Annotated in this window: 20 protein-coding genes; 6 read left to right on the top strand and 14 right to left on the bottom strand. The window is 64.3% G+C overall.

Features of this window, described 5'->3' with window-relative positions; genetic code table 11:
* Positions 1-173 precede the first annotated feature (173 nt).
* Positions 174-2,468, top strand: a complete 2,295-nt coding sequence (locus GDA49_00975; GenBank protein ID MBC6438993.1) for a DUF1989 domain-containing protein — start codon at positions 174-176, stop codon at positions 2,466-2,468.
* A gap of 6 nt (positions 2,469-2,474) precedes the next feature.
* On the opposite strand, the gene GDA49_00970 is transcribed toward GDA49_00975, so the two are convergent.
* The 6 genes from GDA49_00970 to GDA49_00945 all read right to left on the bottom strand — a co-directional run bounded on the left by GDA49_00970 (position 2,475) and on the right by GDA49_00945 (position 7,945).
* Positions 2,475-3,461 carry a sodium-dependent bicarbonate transport family permease gene (locus GDA49_00970; protein MBC6438992.1) on the bottom strand — a complete coding sequence of 329 codons (987 nt, stop codon included), beginning with the start codon at positions 3,459-3,461 and terminating at the stop codon, positions 2,475-2,477.
* A 378-nt stretch (positions 3,462-3,839) separates the two neighbouring features.
* Positions 3,840-4,013, bottom strand: coding sequence for a hypothetical protein (locus GDA49_00965; protein MBC6438991.1), 174 nt, complete (start codon positions 4,011-4,013; stop codon positions 3,840-3,842).
* Between the two features lie 2 nt (positions 4,014-4,015).
* Positions 4,016-4,579, bottom strand: coding sequence for an HNH endonuclease (locus tag GDA49_00960; GenBank protein MBC6438990.1), 564 nt, complete (start codon positions 4,577-4,579; stop codon positions 4,016-4,018).
* The gene (locus GDA49_00955; GenBank protein MBC6438989.1) at positions 4,569-5,420 is read right to left on the bottom strand and encodes a site-specific DNA-methyltransferase; all 852 of its coding nucleotides are present in this window, start codon (positions 5,418-5,420) and stop codon (positions 4,569-4,571) included. Before GDA49_00955 ends, GDA49_00960 begins: the two co-directional genes overlap by 11 nt.
* On the bottom strand, positions 5,420-6,382 hold the full coding sequence (locus GDA49_00950; GenBank protein ID MBC6438988.1) for an IS1595 family transposase: 963 nt from the start codon (positions 6,380-6,382) through the stop codon (positions 5,420-5,422). The genes GDA49_00955 and GDA49_00950 overlap by 1 nt, the downstream gene beginning before the upstream one ends.
* A gap of 156 nt (positions 6,383-6,538) precedes the next feature.
* Positions 6,539-7,945: an acyl-CoA/acyl-ACP dehydrogenase gene (locus GDA49_00945; GenBank protein ID MBC6438987.1), complete on the bottom strand. Its 1,407-nt coding sequence runs from the start codon at positions 7,943-7,945 to the stop codon at positions 6,539-6,541.
* Positions 7,946-8,151: 206 nt separating this feature from the next.
* Between GDA49_00945 and GDA49_00940 the strand changes: the two genes are divergently transcribed.
* Positions 8,152-9,036, top strand: coding sequence for a phosphotransferase (locus tag GDA49_00940; protein MBC6438986.1), 885 nt, complete (start codon positions 8,152-8,154; stop codon positions 9,034-9,036).
* 46 nt (positions 9,037-9,082) lie between these two features.
* Here the strand turns inward: GDA49_00940 and GDA49_00935 are convergent, their stop codons facing one another.
* From GDA49_00935 to GDA49_00915, 5 genes are all read right to left on the bottom strand, one after another.
* Positions 9,083-9,913 carry an ion transporter gene (locus GDA49_00935; GenBank protein MBC6438985.1) on the bottom strand — a complete coding sequence of 277 codons (831 nt, stop codon included), beginning with the start codon at positions 9,911-9,913 and terminating at the stop codon, positions 9,083-9,085.
* Between the two features lie 102 nt (positions 9,914-10,015).
* Positions 10,016-10,834 (bottom strand): alpha/beta hydrolase, encoded by an 819-nt coding sequence (locus tag GDA49_00930; GenBank protein ID MBC6438984.1) that lies wholly within the window; start codon positions 10,832-10,834, stop codon positions 10,016-10,018.
* 385 nt (positions 10,835-11,219) lie between these two features.
* The gene (locus GDA49_00925) at positions 11,220-11,981 is read right to left on the bottom strand and encodes a Bax inhibitor-1/YccA family protein (GenBank protein MBC6438983.1); all 762 of its coding nucleotides are present in this window, start codon (positions 11,979-11,981) and stop codon (positions 11,220-11,222) included.
* A gap of 125 nt (positions 11,982-12,106) precedes the next feature.
* The gene (locus tag GDA49_00920) at positions 12,107-14,617 is read right to left on the bottom strand and encodes an FtsX-like permease family protein (GenBank protein ID MBC6438982.1); all 2,511 of its coding nucleotides are present in this window, start codon (positions 14,615-14,617) and stop codon (positions 12,107-12,109) included.
* Positions 14,614-15,291 (bottom strand): ATP-binding cassette domain-containing protein, encoded by a 678-nt coding sequence (locus GDA49_00915; protein MBC6438981.1) that lies wholly within the window; start codon positions 15,289-15,291, stop codon positions 14,614-14,616. The genes GDA49_00920 and GDA49_00915 overlap by 4 nt, the downstream gene beginning before the upstream one ends.
* Here GDA49_00915 and GDA49_00910 point away from each other — a divergent pair.
* The gene (locus tag GDA49_00910) at positions 15,278-15,967 is read left to right on the top strand and encodes an arylesterase (protein MBC6438980.1); all 690 of its coding nucleotides are present in this window, start codon (positions 15,278-15,280) and stop codon (positions 15,965-15,967) included. The two genes, GDA49_00915 and GDA49_00910, sit on opposite strands and share 14 nt — an antisense overlap.
* Positions 15,964-16,515, top strand: coding sequence for an RNA 2',3'-cyclic phosphodiesterase (gene thpR, locus GDA49_00905; GenBank protein ID MBC6438979.1), 552 nt, complete (start codon positions 15,964-15,966; stop codon positions 16,513-16,515). The genes GDA49_00910 and thpR overlap by 4 nt, the downstream gene beginning before the upstream one ends.
* A gap of 108 nt (positions 16,516-16,623) precedes the next feature.
* On the opposite strand, the gene GDA49_00900 is transcribed toward thpR, so the two are convergent.
* Positions 16,624-16,863 carry a hypothetical protein gene (locus GDA49_00900; protein ID MBC6438978.1) on the bottom strand — a complete coding sequence of 80 codons (240 nt, stop codon included), beginning with the start codon at positions 16,861-16,863 and terminating at the stop codon, positions 16,624-16,626.
* Complete coding sequence (locus GDA49_00895; GenBank protein ID MBC6438977.1) at positions 16,860-17,255, bottom strand: metallopeptidase family protein; 396 nt, start codon at positions 17,253-17,255, stop codon at positions 16,860-16,862. The genes GDA49_00900 and GDA49_00895 overlap by 4 nt, the downstream gene beginning before the upstream one ends.
* Positions 17,256-17,333: 78 nt before the next feature.
* Here GDA49_00895 and GDA49_00890 point away from each other — a divergent pair, with 78 nt between their 5' ends.
* Both GDA49_00890 and GDA49_00885 read left to right on the top strand, forming a co-directional pair.
* Entirely contained in the window at positions 17,334-17,627 is a 294-nt protein-coding gene (locus GDA49_00890; protein ID MBC6438976.1) for a 4a-hydroxytetrahydrobiopterin dehydratase, read from the top strand.
* A gap of 11 nt (positions 17,628-17,638) precedes the next feature.
* Positions 17,639-18,058, top strand: a complete 420-nt coding sequence (locus GDA49_00885) for a DUF1232 domain-containing protein (GenBank protein ID MBC6438975.1) — start codon at positions 17,639-17,641, stop codon at positions 18,056-18,058.
* A 63-nt stretch (positions 18,059-18,121) separates the two neighbouring features.
* Here the strand turns inward: GDA49_00885 and GDA49_00880 are convergent, their stop codons facing one another.
* Positions 18,122-20,647, bottom strand: a complete 2,526-nt coding sequence (locus GDA49_00880) for a hypothetical protein (protein MBC6438974.1) — start codon at positions 20,645-20,647, stop codon at positions 18,122-18,124.

The following is a 20,647-nucleotide window of genomic DNA, read 5'->3' as shown; positions in this document are numbered from 1 at the left end:
TGTCAGATGTAGCGACCGGTTCTAAGGTGCGGCCAGCCAAGGAGGTGGCTATAGTAATGACTGGGGCGACGATTGGGGCCATGACTGGGGCCATGACTGGGGCGACGATTGGAACGCTTCCCCTCGAAGAGCCTGTGCGCGGCCGTCCCCGGATCCTGAACCGGGGCTTTGCGATGCTGCCGCCGGGTGTCGAACGCTACAGCATGGATGGCGGCGGTTCGGTCGTCGTCAGGATCTTCGCGGGCGACACCGTGCGCATCGTGAACCGCGAGGGCGGCCAGGTCTGCGAGGTCGTCGCGATGAGCGCTGACGGTCGCGAGGAACCGGGCATTCTCGGCCAGACCGGCGACGGACCCGCCGAAGGCCTGCGCACAACGCTGGCGCAGGGTGGCGAGAATGCCGGGAGCCTGCTCGCGGCGCTGAAGGCCAGGGGCCTGCCGGCCCGGTTCGAGCGGTCGATCAGGCGCTTCAACGCCGAGACCCCGGCCCATGAGGAGACCGGCTTCACGGTCGAGCGGGACGGCGTCATGGTGGTCGCGGCGCCCGGCGGGGACATGGAGGTCTCCGACCAGAACCCGCCAACCGGGCTGGAGTTCTTCATCACCCGGATCGACCCTGGGGTCGCGGCCGAGAAGACCATTCCCGAGCCGCTCGCCGACGTGCGTTACGAATATCTGATCAAGCCGGCCACGGCGCACGCCTACGAGGTCTACAAGGGCGAATACATCCAGATCATCGATGTCGCGGGCCGCGAGTGCACCGACTACCAGGCGATTGCGCTGAAGGGGCTCGACAAGGGCGAGGAGTACGATCTCGACCCCACCGCGACCCGGACGCTGACCGGCACGCTCTACACGAAGCCCGGGTTGAACGCGAAGCTCTTCGACCGTGCGCTGCAGCCGTCCATCGAGTTCATCCAGGACACGGTCGGTCGGCACGACGCTTTCAACTACGCCTGCACGTCGCGCTACTACGACGAGGCCGGTTATCCCGGCCATCCGAACTGCACGGACAACTTCAACATGGCGCTCGCTTCCTGGGGCATCAGGCCGCGAGCCGGCTGGCGGGCGATGAACTACTTCTACAATACCCGGGTCGACGACCGGAACCAGATCTACCTGGAGGAGCCCTGGTCACGCCCGGGAGACTATGTCCTGAGCCGCGCCATGCAGGATATGGTCTGTGTCAGCTCCGCCTGCGGCGACGCGCTCGATCCGGCCAACGGCTGGAACCCGACCGACATCCTGGTCCGCGTTTACCGCCCCGAAAACGTCTTCAAGACATCGATTGCGTTCCGAGCCATGCCCGATTCCGATCCCCAGCCGACCAAGGAGACCGGGTTCCATTCCCGGACCTCTGCACTGACCCGCAACATCACCGACTACAACGGCTACTGGTTGCCGACGAGCTACACCAGGCACGGTGCGATCGAAGAGTACTGGGCGGCCCGCGAGGGTGTCATCGCGATGGATCTCTCGGCCCTCAGAAAAGTCGAGATCAACGGTCCCGATGCGACCGAGCTGATGCAGCGCACGCTGACGCGCAATGTCCGGCGCCTCAGCGATCTCGAGGTCGTCTATTCCGCCATGTGTTACGAGCACGGTGGCATGATCGACGACGGCACGCTGTTCCGTCTGTCGGAGACCGGTTATCGCTGGATCGGCGGCTCCGACCATGGTGCCGAATGGCTGCGCCAGAAGGCTCGCGAATGGGGCCTGCGTGCCCTGGTGCGCAACTCGACCGACCAGCTCCACAACATCTCGGTCCAGGGGCCGAAGAGCCGCGACGTCCTGAAGGATATCGTCTGGACCGCGTCCGCACGCCCGGCGCTCGACGAGATCGACTGGTTCCGTTCGACCATCGGCCGCATCGGTGATCACAACGGCATCCCTCTGGTCGTCTCGCGCACCGGCTACACCGGTGAGCTGGGCTATGAGGTCTGGTGTCATCCCAGACATGCCGAACAGGTCTGGGATGCTGTCTTCGAGGCGGGTGCGCCTTGCGGAATCGTGCCGCTCGGGCTCGACGCGCTCGACATGCTGCGTATCGAGGCGGGCCTGATCTTCGCGGGCCACGAGTTCGACGACCAGACCGACCCCTATGAGGCCGGCATCGGCTTCACTGTGGCGCTCAAGTCGACCGACGAGGACTTCATCGGCCGCGCGGCGCTGGAGCGGCGCAAGGCAAGCCCGCAGAAGACGCTGGTCGGCCTTGAGGTCGAGGGTGGCGAGCCCGCCGCCCACGGCGACTGCGTGCGCATCGGTCGCGCCCAGGTCGGTGTCATCACATCGGGCACGATCTCGCCGATCCTCGGGAAGAACATCGCGCTCTGCCGCATGGACGTGACCCATGCGGAGGTCGGTACCGAGGTCGAGGTCGGCAAGATGGACGGTCACCTCAAGCGCATCCCCGCAACGGTCGTGCCGTTCCCGTTCTACGATCCGAAGAAGGAGCGACCGCGATCGTGACGCGCGTCAGACCACGCCGTAGAGATACTCCGCCGCAGCAAGGTAAAGCGGGATCCCGATCAGGACGTTGAACGGGAATGTGATGCCGAGCGACATCGTCAGGTAGATCGCTGCGTTGGCCTGGGGCAGGGTCATGCGCAGGGCGGCGGGCACCGCGATGTAGGAGGCGCTGGCACCCAGCACAGCGATCAGCGTGGTGCCGCCGAGCGAAAGGCCGATGGCCCAGGCGCCCAGCAGCCCAAACAGGCCGCCGACGATTGGCATGTAGAGACCGAAGGCGACCGTCGACGGACCCATGCCCTCGGCCTTGTGGAGCTGGCGCGCGGCGACCAGCCCCATGTCGAGCAGGAAGAGGCAGAGCACACCCTTGAAGGGATCGACGATGAAGGGCGCGACATCGGTGAGGCCCTGTTCGCCGGTCGCCCAGCCGATCGCGAAGGCACCCAGCAGCATGACGATGCTGCCGTTCAGCAGGACCTCGCGCAGCACCTCGGTCGAGAACAGCGCCTGGCCGCCGTGCTTGCCGCGCTCGCGGGCCAATGCCAGGCCGGTCACGATCGCGGGTGTTTCCATCAACGCCAGAACGGCGATGATCCAGGCTTCGTAGGGAATGTTCTCGATATCCAGGAAGTTCGCCGCGGTCACGAAGGTCACGACACTGACCGAACCGTAGTGGGCAGAGACCGCAGCCGCATCGACACGTGTCAGACGCGAGACCATGCGCAGCAAGCGGAAGCTGACGATCGGGATGACGAAGCTCATGGCGATGCCGAGCAGGGCGGCCCAGAGCGCGAGAACATCGAGGCCTTCGGTCGCGAGCGATGCCCCGCCCTTGAAGCCGATCGCGAACATCAGATAGAGCGCGATCGTCTTGCCGATGGTTTCCGGGATGGCGAGATCGGAACGAAGAAGGGCGGCGACGAACCCGAGAGCGAAGAACAGGATCGGCGGCGACAGGATGTTATCGCCGGCCAGACTCAGTAACTCTCCCATGTGCCGCGTATGTCCCCTGCAAGCAGATGTTGTGTCCCGTCGCGACTTCTAGGATTGAACCGACGAGGCCGCAAGGGGTCTGCCGTCAGCTGCGTGCGGCCTCGGCCTCGCCGATCATGCGCATGTGGGCAGCGGGGGCGGCGTGGATGACGGCCTCGGCGATGGTTCTGCCCGAGCACGTGGCTGGCCCCGGTACATCTGCAATATGATCCGGGGCTCCGATTGCGATCCGGGATGCGGCCATCCTGAGGCCCCTTCTTGCAGACAGACGCTCATCCCCGGCCAGTGACGCAGTGAAGCCGGGAGATCGCCGAGTCACGCGCAAAGATGAGTCACGCGCAAAAAAGGAGATTATAGAGAATAGTGCCAAGGTGGCTGCTAATCTCGCGACTCCTCGACAATCCTGACTTGCGCCAGCGCGACGCGGGCGACTTCCTCCGGCGTCGGGCGCGAGTCGTCCGCGCGGCGGATGCTCATGTCGGCCTCAAGCTCGGCCTTCGTCGGCTGGTAGCCGTGCGGCCGCAACCGCACCTTGCGGCGCTCGATGGTCATGGTCAGTCCTCCCCGAATTTACGTTTGAGCCAGTCGAGCGCCGCCCGCTGGTCATCCTGTGTTGCTCGCCGCAACTGGCCCAGCAGCCAAGTCCAGCTAGGCGGCTCCTGGACAAGGTTCTTCGCCCCCTGATTGCAGTCGCTGCACAAAGCGCGAAGGTTGGACAATTCGTCCCTGCCGCCGTGTGAGCGGTCTTTGATATGGCCGACATGCAACCGGGCTTTGCGGCCGTCTTCCGTCAAATCGCCAGCACCGATCCCACACATCTGGCAGGTCATCCCGTTTCGCTCAAAGACCTCCGCACGCAGCCGCTTAGATATAGGGCACTCAAAGCGATATTGCGGCGGCGGTGTCGGGTCTTCCAGGATGTATTCGCCAGGCTTCAAGCCTGCTCGGTCATTCGTGGTGAGAATGCGCCAGCCTGCCGAGCGCAATTCGCGCAAGCGCCGCGCCCATTCGACCGCGCCGCCGCTTGCTTCCTGAATGTCCTGCGACTGTAGAACCTTTCCGGGATTGGCCAGAAAGTAGTTGAGGATGCGCGCCTTCGAGCCGTCCTTACGAGCCATTGACCTGGCTCTCGATTACGTCGCTCCACTTTTTCGAGATTTCCACCAGAACGGAATCGCGACTTAAGCTTTTGGCGACAACCCCTGCTGTTCCGCATCCTCCAAAAGGGTCTAAAACGGTATCCCCGATTCGGGAACCAAGCAATATGCACCGCCGCGCAAGTTCGCGCGGAAACGCAGCCGGATGACCCGCACTATTGCCGTCAGGGCCGATGACCCAACAGTTCCGAAGGTTAGCGCCGGAATCCTGTCGGACGCCATTCGAGTTGTAGAAATATTTGGGGGAAGCTGACAGCAGAAAAATGTCTTCGGTCGAGCGTGTAGGCCGGTTTTTAACACTCTCCGGCATAGGCGCAGTCTTTACCCATGTAATATGCGAGCGCAAGAACCAGCCGTCTTCCTGTAGCGCAAAAGCAACCCGCCAGGGAAGGCCCATCAGGTCGAGCGGCTTAAGGCCCCAGACTGGCGGAACCTTGCAATTCCGGCGCTGGATCATCTTGCGCGTGTTGCCAACTATGGCATTCGGGCCGTGCTTACCCGTGCCGCCGTTGCGAGCGTATCCGTCCCCGAGATTAAGCCATACCAGACCGTCATCCCGCAGCACTCGCCGAACTTCTTGAAACACCTCAACAAGGTTTTCAATATACTCGACCGGCGAATCTTCCGATCCGATTTGCGCCTCGTGTTCATAGTCCCGCAACCCCCAATAAGGGGGAGACGTGACACAACACTGAATAGAAGACTCTGCGACACTTTTCAGGGCTTCGCGGCAGTCTCCGTTCAGAACGGTAGTGGATGGTGCAAGCTCGTCAAACAGGGGTGTTTCCGCCGTTGCCAGCATCATGCGATCAAGTCCGCGTAGCGCCGCCGCTTGCCGACACCCTGCCGGGCAATGGCCGCCATCATGTCTTCGGTGTCCGCCTCGCGGATATTGTGCCGCCCCGCAAACTCCCCGATGTAGCGGTCCATGTGCTTTTCGCTGAAGTGGTGGAAGGTTCCCTGATAACCCCGCTTCAGCATCGACCAGAACGACGCAATGCCGTTCGTGTGTGCCATGTCGCGGACATATTCCCCGACGCTGTGGTTCACGGCCTCGTGGTCGTATTCCGGCATTCCGGTGTAAGCGCCATGCTCATCGGTGTAGAACGTCGCGCCTTCCTCGACATTCTCCCGCACGAAGGCTTGCAGCGTAGGCTTGTCCGTTCCCGGAACCTTACGGGCGACAATCTGGCCTGTCTCTCGGTCCTTCACGCCGGCCACGATGGTCTTCCCCACCGTTCCCCGGCCCGCGCCTTCCTCCTTGAGCTCGGCCCGCTTTGCCTTGCTCATATTCTTCCGCTTCCCGCCCATGTAGGTCTCATCCGTCTCGGCGGGGCCGTGGAAGGGCGCGGCGGCGTCGCCCGCGAACGCTTCCCGAAGCCTGTGCGCCAAATGCCATGCGCTGGTATAGGAGATTTCCAAGTCGCGGTGCAGCTTCATGGCCGACACGCTCTTGAGGTTCGTCGTCAGAAGGTAGATGGCGATGGCCCAATCCCGATAGCCAAGGTTCGACGCCTGCATGATGGTCCCCATCTTGAGGCTGAAACGCGGCCGGTTCGGGCAGTCCCGGCAGCGATGCGTCATCGTCTTGTGCGCGATCCCGCACTGGACATTGAACGACCCGCAATGCGGACAGTGCGGCCCGTCCGGCCATATCTGCTTTTCGAGCCACTCCCGCGCCTTGTCGTCGTCCGGAAACATCTTGCCCAGCTTCTTGAGGCTGATGCCCTTGCGGTAGGCTTTGCCCGATGCTTTGTTGCTCATCGCTCGTCCTCTATTGGCACTACCCTATGACGAGTTCGGGCCGGGGACAACAAGAAAATGGCACTATTCCCTATAATCCCCCAAAGTAAAGAGGGCCGGCCCTTTCGAACCGGCCCCTGAATATCTGTGAATATCTGTGAATATCTGTCGGACGCCTTACTCGGCGGCGGTCGCGGTGGCCTCCGAGAGCAGGCGGTCGGCCAGGGCGCGCTTCTCGTCGGGCGACATCTTCCTGACCTCGTTATCGATCGAACGGTGGTTGATCGCGGTATTCCAGTAGTCGAGCGAGTCGAAGCCGAGCAGCGCGTGTTTGCCGACGAACTGGCGCAGCACCTCGTTTGTCGGGCCCATGACCCAGCCGGCCTTGGCGTCACGCAGCAGGCGCTCCATGCCCAGGCCCGCCTTGTAGGCAGTGCCGCCGCAGGCGTGCAGCATCTTGTCGGAGGTCTCGTGGACCTGCTTGGCCGCCTGGAACTTGATCTGCCAGAGCTGGTTCAGCAGCGCCGAACGCGGCACAGCCTCCAGATCGCTGTGCATCGACCAGTCGCAGTTGTCGGTCAGCTCATCGAGAGCCCTGGCCATGCCGAAGACGTTCATGCGGCTGGCATTGGTGCCGATGATCGCTTCGCCGATATAGTCCTGGATGGTCGGGTAGTCACAAACCCGAAGACCGACGTCGACGTGGCGCTTGCGGGTGGTGTGGCGCTTGGCGAGATCGATCATCGCCATGCCGATGCCGTTCCAGGCGCAGGACGAGTTGATCAGGAAAAACGGGTCGACCGTCTCGTCGTTCGAGACCGCGCCGTCGCCCTTCGGACCGACCATGCGGTTCCTAGGAATGGTGACGTTGTCGACCAGAAGCGCGCCGGACTGGTTGCCGCGCATACCCATGCCATCCCAGCCGGCCACATCGGCCTGCACCTCGTCGGCCATGATCAGCCAGACCGAGAGATCGGAGAAGTCACCGCCGAAGCCGGGGCTCGTGGTCTGCACAACGTACCAGTCGGCGAAGCCGCCCGAGGTCGTCCACGAGGCCTTCTTCATGACCTTCCAGCCGTCTTCGGTTTCCTCGGCACCCGACGAGATCGGATACCAGAAGTGCGAACCGGTCTCGGGGTCGGAGTAGCTCAGGGTGCCGATCAGGCAGTCCCTGTCGATCCGGCGCATGATGTCCTGGATCGCGGGATTGTCGTGGTAGCGGAACAGCGCCGCCGAGCAGGCGCCGTAGTGCATGGTCAGGCACATGGCGGTCGACGGGCAGCCGTAGCGCGCGACGGTCTCGACGACCATCGCCATGCAGACATGGTTCTCGCCCATGCCGCCGAGCTCTTCGGGAACGAAGAGGCCGAGCAGACCCCTGGATGCCAGCGCCTCGAAGTTCTTGCGCGGGAAGATGTAACCCTTGTCGGACTCGATCGCGTTGACGCTCAGCGTCGTGCGGCACAGCTCGATCAGGTCCTTCTGAATCCCTTTCTGCCTGTCGGTCAGGAAAAACTGCGGATCGTACTCGTAGCCGATGCCGAAGTACGCCTCCTCACCCCACATTTTCACGTCGTCACTCATGACATGCCCTTCCTCAAAGGTTGTTCGTGACGGCCCTTCTCCATATGGGCCTTGAGATTGCTTCTAACATTCGTTCGTGGGAGCCAGCAACGCCATGGATGTCCGCCAACGCAGAAGTCGAGGCTGTTATAGCAGAGTTCCCGGGCGCTTGAAGGCTTGCGGCGGCGGACTAGATTGGGCATCTGAAACCGTCGGGAGCCGCCTCCATGTCGATTGATGACGCCGCCGCAAAGGCCGCCGCCCTGCCGTGCTGGAGCGGGCCGGTCGATCCGCAACCGGTCCCGGGCGGCATCACCAACACGAATTTCCGCATCGACGATGCCGACAGGAGCTACATGGTCCGCATCGGCGGGAACATTCCCGTCCATGGCATCCGCCGAACATACGAGACCGCGTGCAGCCGCGCGGCCCAGGCGGTCGGCGTGGCGCCCGCCGTGGTATTCACCGCCAGGGGTGCCCTGGTTCTGGACTGGATCGACGGCAAGACCTTCGGCGAAGACGACGTTCGGGAACACGCGAACCTCGAACGCATCACCGATTTGCTGCGCCGGCTGCATGATGAGGGCGCGCGGCACCTGCGTGGCCGGGCACCGCTCTTCTGGGTGTTTCATGTCGTGCGTGACTACGGCCATCGCATGATCGACGACGACCATCGCCTGAAGGACGATGTGCCCGGGCTGATGGCGATCGCCGATGAACTCGAGACGGCGCTCGGGCCGGTCGAACTGGCGCTCTGCCACAACGATCTTCTGCCCGCGAACTTCATCGACGACGGCAGCCGCCTGTGGCTGGTCGACTGGGAGTATGCGGGCTACGACACGCCGCTCTTCGACATCGCCAACCTGGCCTCGAACAACCAGCTCGATGCAGGCCCGTGCGACCGGCTGATGGCGCTGCTGCTGGACCGCGAGGTGACCGAAGCGGATCGCCGCCGCCTGGGTGCGATGATGTGTGCCTCGCTCTTGCGCGAGGCCATGTGGTCGATGGTTCAGGAGGTCCATTCCGACCTTGATGTCGACTACGTCGCCTACACGGCCGAAAACCGCGACCGCTTCGACCGGGCGCTGGCCGCGTGGCGAGCGGGTTCCTAGACCCGGGATCGTGTCAGCCCGGCCAAGCGAAGCGCGAGCCGGGACCTCAACCGTCAGGTTCGGGGCTCCCGGGCACCCGGATCGGCGGCCTTGCGGGTCCTGCCCGGTATGACCCGCTGGAGCGGGCGGCGCGATCGTCCCTGCGGTCGAGGTCGGCGCGCAAGTGGCTGATTTCCTCGCGCAGGGTGCGGATGTCGTCGTGCAGGGCGGCGCGCTCGCGCTGGGCAATCTCCTCGGCGCTCTTGATCAGGCTGTCCTGCTCTTCCTGGTGAACCTGCTGCATCGAGTCGACAACGACGGCGATGAAGAGGTTCAGCACAGCGAAGCTGACGACCAGGATGAAGGGCACGAAGAAGGCCCAGGCCATGGGGTGAACCGCCATGACCGGGCGCACGATGCCCATCGACCAGCTCTCCAGCGTCATGATCTGGAAGAGCGAGTACATCGACTGACCGATCGAGCCGAACCACTCGGGGAAGTTCTGGCCGAAGAGCTTGGTGGCCATCACCGCGAAGACATAGAACAGCATGACGAGCAACAGGGCGATCGAGCCCATGCCCGGCAGCGAGCGCATCAGCGTCTCGACCACCTTCCGCAAGCGCGGCACGACGGAGATCAGACGCAGCACACGCAGGATCCTCAGGGCGCGCAGGACCGAGAGCGATCCGCCCGAAGGCACGAGCGCGACGGCGACCACGGCGGTGTCGAAGAGGCTCCAGGGATCGCGCCAGAAGACCTTGCCGTGGGCAATCATGCGCAGCGCAATCTCGAACACGAAGATGGCAAGGATCACGGTGTCGAGCCCGACGATCAGCCAACCCCAGGGGGTCATCACCGAAGGCACCGTCTCCAGCCCCAGCAGGATCGCGTTGATCATGATCAGCACGGTGATCGTGCGCGTGAAGCGCCGGTCCTCGACAATGGCGAGGATGCGTTGGCGCGGTGTGGCAAGGCTGGTCCGGAGCACGAGACGCAGGGCTCAGTTTGCGGGGTTGTTCCCCACATGGGTGCCGAGGAAGTCGAGAACAACCTCGGCGGCACCATGATCGTAGAGATCGTTGTGTCCGGCTTCGGGCGCGATCCAGAGCTCCCTGGGTTCGACCGCCGCCTCATGGAGCGCCTCGGCGAACTTGAGCGGGATCGTCGGATCCTTCGTGCCGTGCATCATCAGAACCGGTGCACCGATCCCGGCGATCTTTTCGTCGGAGGCATAACGGTCGAACACCGCATGGCCGGCAAACGGCACGAACCAGTAATGATGGCCGGCCACGCTGGCGAGGGAATCGAAGGGAGCCTCCAGAACCAGGGCGGCAATGTCGTGTTCGGCCGCCATGGCCACAGCGACGCCGGTGCCGAGCGATTCGCCGTAAACGACGATCCCGTCACCCGCGATGCCCTCTGCCGCCAGCCAGTCGAGTGCGGCCCGTCCGTCGGCATAGAGGCCGTCTTCGTCGGGCTTGCCGGGATTGCCGCCGTAGCCCCGATACTCCATGAGGAAGAGGCCGTGACCGGCCTCGGCCAGGGCCGCCAGCTTGCCCGTGCGATGACCGATGTGACCGGCGTTCCCGTGGAACATGACGATGACCGGCTTGCCGTCGGACGCCCCGAGATACCAGGCAATGAGATCGAGACCGTCGGCGGTCGTGACGGTGACCTCCCGGAAGCCCGGAATGGCCGAGCGTTCGATCTCGGGCGCTTCCCGGCCACTCTGGTAGATCAGGGAGCGCTGCACGGCGATCAGACCGGCGGCTGTCACGCCGCAGCCCACGAGCGCGGCGGCCGCTATGCGCCAGGGCATGGCCGACATCCGCAGAAAATCATGCGACACAGGAACTCCAACTCGACGTAACGGGCGCGCTTGTAGCCGACCCGAGCGGTGTTGTCAGGCTTCGAAAGCGTCTCATGCACGAGATCACAGGCACGATCACAGGAATGACGACGAGCACAGGCCGCGCTCCGGCAATCGTGTGTTCCCTGCCGGCCGGATGGCGATCAGAACCTGCATCCTGTGGCTGCTCGAAGGCTGGAGAGGTGTCCTCAAGGAGGCGATCCAACGGCTTGCCTTCGTCGCAGCCGCGATCCTCGTCGCCAGGAATTTCCGATGCGTATGCGTGCGGGCGATCCGACAAGACAAAGGACCCGGTGTTGTCACCGGGCCCTTCGGGATCATGCTTCGTCTGCGATCACTCGCCGCGGGCGACGCCCAGAAGCTGGATCAGCATGACGAAGAGGTTGATGAAGTCGAGATAGAGACGCAGCGCGCCGTGTATGGCTGACTTGCTCGCCATCTCGCCCGACATGTGGACGCTGTAGCTCTCCTTGATGCGCTGCGTGTCGTAGGCCGTCAGGCCGGTGAACACGAGCACGCCGATGACCGAGATCACGAAGTGCAACATCTCGCTCTGCATGAAGATGTTGACAATCATCGCGATGATGATGCCGATCAGGCCCATGAACAGGAACGAACCCCAGTTCGCGAGCGACCGCCTGGTCGTGTAGCCGAAGAGGCTCATCGCACCGAAGGTGGCGGCGGTGATGAAGAACACCTGCGCCACACTCTCGGAGGTGAAGACGATCAGGATCGACGAGAGCGACACGCCCATCAGGCCGGCGAAGAGCCAGAAGACACCCTGGGCCATGACGGCGGACATCCTGTTCACGGTCGCCGCGAAAGCGAACACGATGGCGAGCGGTGCCAGCATGACGACCCACTTCAGCGGGCTCGCATAAAGCATGTTGCCGAGCGAGGTCAGACCCACGATCTGGCCGGCGTCGTTGGTGACGACCGAAAGCTGCGCGGTCACGAAGGCCAGGATGCCCGTGATCGCAAGGCCCACGCCCATGTAGTTGTAGACGCGCAGCATATAGCTCCGCAGGCCCTCATCGTAAAGGACACCGGATTGCGTATGGCTTGCCGTGCGCGGATCGACGTTCCCGAACGCCATTGTTCTGAACCCTCTCTAGTTTTGCCTTCTGGCCGAGCTTGGACCGGACCAGTTCGGGTATCTATGTGGATGGCGAGTTGCCCGCCGTCAAGGCAATTCGAACTGCAGAATATGACGGTTCTTGCTCATTCTGCACGCAAAACCGAGGCCGCAGGCGGTGAAAGAGCCCGCCAGCTGGCAACCAGGCCTGCGATGAGCGAGACGGTCATCGCGAGCGCACCGATCGCCAGGACGGGGCCCCATGGCATCGTCCAGGCGGTGAAGAGCACGTATCGCACGACCGCCCAGGCCGCCACGGTGCCGGCGCAGAGCGCGAGGGCTGACGTGGCGAACCCGAGCAGCAGGTGTTCCAGGGTGAAGACGGTGGCGAGCAGTCCCCGGCTCGCGCCCAGGACCTTCATCACGACGGAGTCATAGAGCCGCCGACGCTGGGCGGCGGCAATCGATTCGGCCAGCACGACCACGCCCGCGACCAGCGCCAGGGCGGCGATGCCGCCGATGGCTGCGTCAATCCTGCCCAGAATGGCCAGCACATCGTCGAGCACGTCGCGCACGCCGATCGCCGAGACATTGGGAAAGGCCCGGGCGACCGCACCGCGCAGGGGCGACTCGGCGGTACGCTCCGCATAGACCGTGGCAATGTGCGTGTGGGGCGCGCTCTCGAGGAAGCCCGGCGCGTAGACCAGGGTGAAGTTGATGCCCATGGTCGTCCAGTCGATCCGCCGCAGGTTGGCGATCTCGGCGGTGATCTCGCGGCCGAGGATGTTGACGGTCAGCGTATCGCCGATCTCCAGCCCGTAGCCCGCGGCGAGTTCGGCGTCAAACGACAGCAAGGGCGGCCCGCTGTAATCCTCGGGCCACCACGAACCCGCGACCAGTTCGGCCCCCTCGACCGGCGTTGCCGTGTAGGTCACACCCCGGTCGCCCTCGACCGACCAGCGTGCGTCCGGGGCGATCGCCGCTTCGGCGACGGGCACGCTGTCGATGGCCGTGATCCGGCCCCGCAGGCTCGGGACCGACTGCACGTCGACGACGCCGGGGGTCGATGCGGCGATCGCGCGGAACGGTTCGATCTGGTCGGGCTGGATGTCGATGAAGAAGAACGCGGGGGCATCCCGGGGCAGGGTCTCGCCGATCTCGTGGCGCAGGTTGCCCTGCACGCCGGCCACGGCGGTCAGCACGGTCAGGCCGATGCCGAACGCGACGGTCACCCGCGGCGTCGCCGCGCCAGTGCGGCAGAGATTGGCCAGCGCCATTCGCCAGGAGAGCCGCCGGGGCCGTCCGGCCAGGCGCGCGGCGGCCATGATGGCAAGGCCAGCGAGACGGAAGAGCACGAACGCGAGCGCGGCTCCACCGATGAAGAGTGTGGCGAGCAGACGGTCGTCCGAGGCGCCCACCGCAAGGCCCGCAAGCACCGCGACGAGCAGGGCGACGACAACGATGTCGCGCGTCCGGGCGGTGCCCAATGGTGCGATCCGGTCGCGGAACAGCGCGGCGGGCGTAATGCCGCGGGTGCGCGCCAGGGGCAGCAACGCAAAGACGATCGCCGTCAACATGCCGTAAGCCGAGGCCAGAAGGAGCGGGACAGGATAGATCCCGATCTCGACCGGCACCGGCAGTGCCGCGCGCACCAGTTCTCCCACCAGAAGCGGCAGGCCTGCGCCGGCGACCAATCCCAGAACAACACCGATCGACGCCATGACGGCGACCTCGAACAGATAGACCGCAAAGATCAGCCCGGCCGAAGCACCGAGCGACTTCAGGATCGCGACCGTGCCGGTCTTGCGTTCCAGATAAGTCGAGACCGCGCTGGCGATGCCTATGCCGCCAACCAGCAGCGCGGCCAGCCCGACCAGCGTGATGAACATCCGCAGACCCTCAAGGAAGCGTCGAAGCTGGGGGTTGGCATCCTCATGGCTGCGCACGCGCCAGCCGGCATCCGGGAAGATCGCCGCGAGATCGCCGGAGAAAGCCAACAGTGTCGTGGTCTCAGGCAGACGCAGGCGGGTCAGATGGCGCACCATGCTGCCGGGCCCGGCAAGCCCGGTCTCGGCCAGGGCCTCGGCCGAGACGATGACGCGCGGACCCAGCTGGAAGGGTGCGCTCGCCCGGTCCGGCTCGGCGATCAGTTCGGCCGCGACCACGAAGTCGATTGCGCCGAGCGAGAAACGGTCGCCGATCCCGAGGTCCATGCGTTCCAGGAAGCCGAGATCGGCGATGGCACCAAAGGCATCGCCGTGGCGCGCCAGCGCCGCGTCCCTGGTGATGGCGGGCTCCAGGCCCGGTTCGCCGTAGAGCGGCCAGAGATCGTCGACCGCGCGCAGGCTGACCAGCAGGGGCTGGCGGTCGGCAGCGGTTGCCATGGCGTTGAGGTCGACTGTGGCCGAGAGGTCACCCTTGCCGGCGAGCCAGCGCCGCTGCTCCCCGGTCAACTCGACCATGGTGGTCTGGAGCGCGATGTCGCCACCCAAAATGACCCGGCCGTTCTCGCGCAGACCGTCGACCAGGCCGGCACCGAAGCTGCCGACGCTGGCGATGGTCGCCACGCCGAGCGCCAGGCCGACCAAGGCCAAGCGGAAGCTCTTCCAGCCTCCCCGAAGATCGCGCCGCGCGAGCCGCGGGACGAGGCCGGTCACGCTGCGTCCCGAAGTTCGCCGTCTTCGATGATGACGGTGCGGTCGCAGCGCCGGGCCAGGTCGCTGTTGTGGGTCACCAGCACCAGGGTTGCGTCCGCTTCCCGCGCCGCCTCGAACATCAACGCCACGATCGTGTTGCCAGTGCCGCCGTCGAGGTTGCCGGTCGGTTCATCGGCCAGAAGCAGGGGCGGTCGCGCGATCAGGGCACGGGCCAGCGCCACGCGCTGCTGCTCGCCACCCGAAAGCTCGGTCGGCAGATGACCGGTACGATCACCGAGCCCGACCTCGCCCAAGGCGATGCCGGCGCGCTTCAGGGCGTCGGTGCCACCCGCCAGCTCCAGCGGCAGCGCCACGTTTTCCATAGCGGTCATGGTCGGCACAAGGTGGAACGACTGGAAGACGATCCCGATATTGCTTCCCCGGAAGCGGGCCAGTTGGTCCTCGTCGAGTGCGGCGAGGTCCTGGCCTGCAATCTCGACCGAACCGATGGTCGGACGTTCGAGCCCGGCCGTAATGGCGAGGAGCGACGACTTGCCCGAGCCGGACGGGCCGATCACGGCCATATGGCATCCACGATCCACCGCGAGGCTCACGCCGCGGAGGATGTTGACCGGACCGGCGGCGCTCGTGAGACTCAGATGAATGTCGGTGAGGCGGACGATGGGAGCGGACATGGCGCAGCGGACATGGGAGCGGAAACGGCGGATTGCCAGTGTGCAAGGCTTTACGGCGGTTGTGTGTACGCTGGCCCTGACGATGCTGCCTGCTACGACCGCGCAGGCCGAACCGATCAGGATCCTCGCTCTGGGAGACAGCCTGACCGCGGGTTATGGCCTGCAGGCCGAGGACGGTTTCACGGCGCAACTTGAGCAGGCTCTGCGTGAGGCCGGCCACGACGTGGTCGTGCTCGATGCCGGTGTGTCCGGCGATACGACGGCCGGCGGGCTTGCCCGTATCGATTGGGCCCTGGCCGAGGGCGCGGACGCCGCGATCGTGGAGCTGGGTGCGAACGACGCCCTGCGCGGGATCGATCCGGCCTCGAGCCGCGCCAATCTCGACGGCATCCTCGTGACGCTCGGCGAGCGCGGCATCCCTGTTCTTCTGGCCGGCATGTATGCGCCTCGCAACCTGGGGCCGGACTATGTCGAGGCTTTCGACGGGATGTATCCCGATCTCGCCGAGACGCACCATGCCATCCTCTATCCCTTCTTCCTCGAAGGGGTCGCTGCTCAGCCCGCGCTCAACCAACCCGACGGCATTCACCCCAATGCGGAGGGTGTGGCCCTGATCGTCGAGGGCATCCTCCCGGACGTCGTGGCGCTGCTCGAACGGGTCCAGGGCCAGCCATGACGCCACCGCTTTTCGTCGCCATCGCGATGCCGCTTGAGATCGCCACCAGGCTGGAGGCGACGTGCGGTGGTGTGCCCGGAGCCCGCTGGGTGCCGGCCGAGAACATGCATGTCACCCTGCGCTACCTCGGCGAACTCGACGGCACGCTGGCCGACGATGTCTGCGCCGTGCTGACCGAGATCGAGGCCGAGCGGTTCGAGCTCGCCATCGCGGGTGTCAACCGTTTCGGCAACCGCAAGGACAGCCATGTTCTGTTCACCGGTCTTGCACCGAGAGAGCCGCTGAAGCGCCTGCGCGACAAGATCGAGATTGGCCTGCAGCGCCTGGGCGTGAAGGCCGACGAGCGCAAGTATCATCCACACGTGACGCTCGCCCGTCTGCACCGCGCGCAGCCCGATCGCGTCGGGCGCTTTCTCGAAGCCAACGGTCTGATGACGTCGCAACCGTTCGGCGTCGAGAGTTTCAGCCTCTATGAGAGCATCCGCGGCAGCGACGGTGCGGTCTATCGCGAGATCGAGCGCTACGGGCTGCGCGAGCGGGCCGGATAAGGCCGATCCGCTACAGCAGGGTTGGCACCAGGGTGATGGCCCAGCCGCCGAACCCAGCCAGCAGGACGACCAGCCAGGCGGCACGACCTCAGGCTGCATCAGGCTGCATCAGGGGCGTCGGCGCGGCGAGCACCGCGCAGGCTGCCAGGACCGCCAGCGTCGCCCGTTTGGCATCCGGACAGAGTTGGCATCCGGACAGAGATTGCGCGCCATGCCCCAGACGGTCATGCGGTCGGTCGTCTTGACCTCGAACATATGGTGGCAGGTGCCACCGAGCAGGTGTTCGAGCGCCTGCTTGAGCGAAGCGGGATCCGGTCCGGCCGAGGCCGGCGCGGTCAACACACTCACTCGGACTCGAGGCGATCCATATCGTCGTCGGAGAGGCCGAAGTGGTGGCCGATCTCGTGGATGATGGTGTTCGCGATCAGGTCTTCGAGGCTGTCGTCTCCGGCCGCCCAGGCATCGAGCAGGGGACGTCTGTAGAGGTAGATACGGTTGAGGTCCTCGGGTGCATTGGAAACCGAGGCCTGATCGAGCGAGATACCCTGGTAGAGGCCGAGCAGGCCGAACCAGTCGTCGATCTCCATCTCCTCCATCACCTCGGCCTCGGGGAAATCCTCGATCAGGATGGCGATTCCCTTGACGTGCCGACGCAGACCGTCGGGAATCTGCGCGATGGCCTGCTCGGCGATGACGGCGAACTCGGCGGCGCTTGGCGGTGCTCCGAACATGCGTGTCATCGCAGCGGGGCTCCCGTGCCTTTTTCCCGCCATATTCCAGCACCACATCCTCCCTCGACGGAACCGCGGGAGAGTCTGTTGGGGCAGAAGCTCGATGAGGACGCGCGCGATGCTGCGCTCGCCACGCTGGACGGCTGGTCGCTGGTCGACGGGCGCGAGGCGATCTGCAAGACGTTCAGGTTCGACGATTTCATGGGCGCGTTCGCTTTCATGGGCCGCGTTGCGGTCTATGCCGACGTTGTCGACCATCACCCCGAATGGTTCAACGTCTATGGCCGGGTCGAGGTGACTCTGACAAGCCATGACGTCGACGGCCTGTCGCAACGCGACATCGCCATGGCGCGCTTCATGGATCGGGCGGCCAGGAAATGAAGGGCACGAGCATGATCGCCCCCCGCACCTGGTTGCGAAAACGGACCGAAAGCCGCAAGGACCGGGAGGCCGATGAGGTCCGCGTGCAGAACGGATTTTGGCGCAAGCTGCGCCGCAACACTGGACGGCTGCCGTTTGTCGACGATCTGGTGGCGGCCTACTACGCCGCCTTCGATCCCAGGACCCCGCTGAGCGCCAAGGCCATCCTGATCGCCGCCCTGGTCTATTTCATCATGCCGGCCGATGTCGTCCCCGACGTTCTGATGGGTGCCGGGTTTCTTGATGACGCCTCGGTGCTGGCCTATGCCTGTGCCATCGTACGCAAGCACATCCTTCCGCGACACTACGACCAGGCCCATCGCGCGCTCGCGAGAGAGAAGACCGTGCCCGTCCCGAACGGCATGACGCACCGGCAGGAGGCTGGCGTTTGACGCCCTGAACGACCAGGCCATGGAGCTTCCAACCGGAACGCTCCATGCCATTTGGTTGCTACGTCACTGTCCTGCCTGCTGTGGCGGTTCGGGCACAGGCAGGGCCTGTGCCTCCTCCCCAGGGTCTTTTCCCGAGGCCTCGATCCGGGCTTCCTGACGCACCGCGCGGTCTTTTTCCAGCAACGCCACCAACCTTTGATGCAACCGGTCGGCCGCCGCAGTCGGGGCGCGGAACCAGTCGGTCGACCAGATGCGCAGGATTGTCCAACCCAGACCTTCCAGCACTGCCTGCCGCACCTTGTCACGATCCCGCGCCGTGGCAGAGCGGTGATAAGTGGCCCCGTCACATTCGATCCCGGCCAGATAGGCGCCTGCCCGATCGGGATTGACAATCCCAAGGTCAATTCGGAAGTCCGAGACGCCGATCTGAGTGCGCACCTCCCACCCTTTGGCGCGGAAAGCTTCGGCGACAGCCTCCTCAAACGGGCTTTCGGCCGGTCCAAGCGATCCTTCATCGCGCGCAGCCAAAGCGTCCGGGCCGCGCTCGGCATAGTCCAGAAATGTCTTCAGATCACGCACCCCGGTCGCGCGGGTGCGCTTCAGGTCAATCTGATCGTGAGTCAGCGAGGCGAACACGTGCAACTCGCGGCGCGCCCTCGTGACCGCAACATTCAGACGCTTTTCGCCGCCATCCGCATTCAGCGCTCCGAAATTCATCGACAATTTGCCTGCAAGGTCTGGCGCGAAAGTAATTGAAAACAGCATCACGTCACGCTCATCGCCCTGAATATTCTCCAGGTTTTTCACGATTACGGGTTCTTCACGCTCTTCTGCAAAGAACCACTCAAGCTCGGGCGAGTCGCGCCGCACCTTGTCCAGAAGGTCAAGGATAAGGTCTTTCTGCTGCACGTTGAAGGTGATCACGCCCAGCGTCGGTCGGTCCTCCTCGGACCGGTCCAGCCATGCGGTCAAACGCTGGCGGATCTGCGCCACAATCGCCTTGGCCTCCTCCGCGTTGGTGCGCCCTTGCCCGCGTGCATAAGTGCCATCGATCTTGTGGAACTGTACCGCCTTGCTGCCGGTGCCAGGGGCGGGAAAGGTAACAAGCTTGCCACCATAATAGAAATGGTTCGAGAACGCGATCAGCGCCTCATCCCGGCTGCGGTAGTGCCAATTCAGCCTACGCGTGGGGATACCGGCGGTCATCACCTCATCCAGGATCGAAGGCATGTCAGCGATCATGCCCTCGGCTTCATCCTCGCTCTCGTCGCTGCGACCGAAGAAATTGGTCGGTGGCAACTGCTTGGGGTCACCGACAATGATCGATTGTTTCGCCCGCGCGATGGAACCGATGGCGTCCCAGGTCGTGATCTGCGAGGCCTCGTCAAAGATCGCAACGTCGAACGTGGCCTGCCCGGCCGGAAGATACTGCGCAATCGACAACGGCGACATCAAAAAACAAGACGCCAGTTTCGGCAGGGCTTCGCCCAAATTCTCCAGCAACGGTCGTATGGCCATTGACGGACGTTTCAAACCCAGCTGATGACGCAAGACGCCCAATTCCGATTTTCTGGGCACAGCATCCCGCGCTGGAAGGGGATGATGAATACGCCGCATCACTTCGCGCGGGGCGTGTTCGGCAACCTTGTCATCCAGACTGCGAAAGGCGGCTACGATATGATCGTGCTCCCAATGGGCGAACCGGCGCAGCGGCTCGGAGGCATCCATTGCCAATGGCAACCACCAGCGGGCGTAGGCACGACGGCATTCGAGGACCGGATCGCCTTTCAACTGATCCGCCTCGATCGCGGCGACCAGAGGCGTCAACCCGGCGGCTTTGGCCTTGTTCCGAATGGCAACCCAGCGGGTCCAGCCGGCAAGCCGCGCGCGCTGCGCCAGCGCCTGGGACACGGATGCCAGCAGATCGCCCAGGGACATGTCCGTATCCACGCAGCCGCCTGACCCTATGAACTCCGTGATTGCCGCATTCAATTCGCTGTCCGCCGCCTGCCAGTCCTCCAGCGCCTGATGCAACGCCCCATCTGGCCCTTCCTCCAACGCAGCGACAGTGGTGGCACCAAAAGCCACGGTATCGTCTGTTTCAGACTGCAAACCGGCCAGCGTGGTGCGCAAGGATATCGCCTGTGCGACCCGTAACTTCAGTTTGTCCAGCGACCGGTCCACGCCGGCTGCGTCGGCAACCGGACTGTTCTCCAGTACCGTCAACTGTTTGCGTGCCTCTTCTATCGCAGGCAGGTCCGTGCTCGGCTCGACTTGCCCCGATTCGGCGTAGGTCTGAAGGAGCTTGCGAGTTTTCCGCCTTTTCAAAGCCGAAAATGGCCAGAACGCGGCCTCGCTCGCGCGCCATTCCGCATCCAACTGATCCAGCGGCAGGCGTTTCAGATCGTCCTCGGCATAGGTTGCGCGGCACCGGTCCTGTGCACCCTGAAAGGCCACAAGCGCGGTCTCGAACCGGTCCACTTCGGCGTTCATGTCACGATCCGGCAAGTGCGGCACCATGCGCAAATCTTCCGCGTCCTGTGCGATGCGACGGGACAGTTCGGTCAACATACTGCGCCGTTCGGGCAT

The organism is Rhodospirillales bacterium, assembly GCA_014323865.1.
Lineage (GTDB): Bacteria > Pseudomonadota > Alphaproteobacteria > SP197 > SP197 > SP197.
This window is presented reverse-complemented; position numbering and strand designations above follow the sequence as displayed.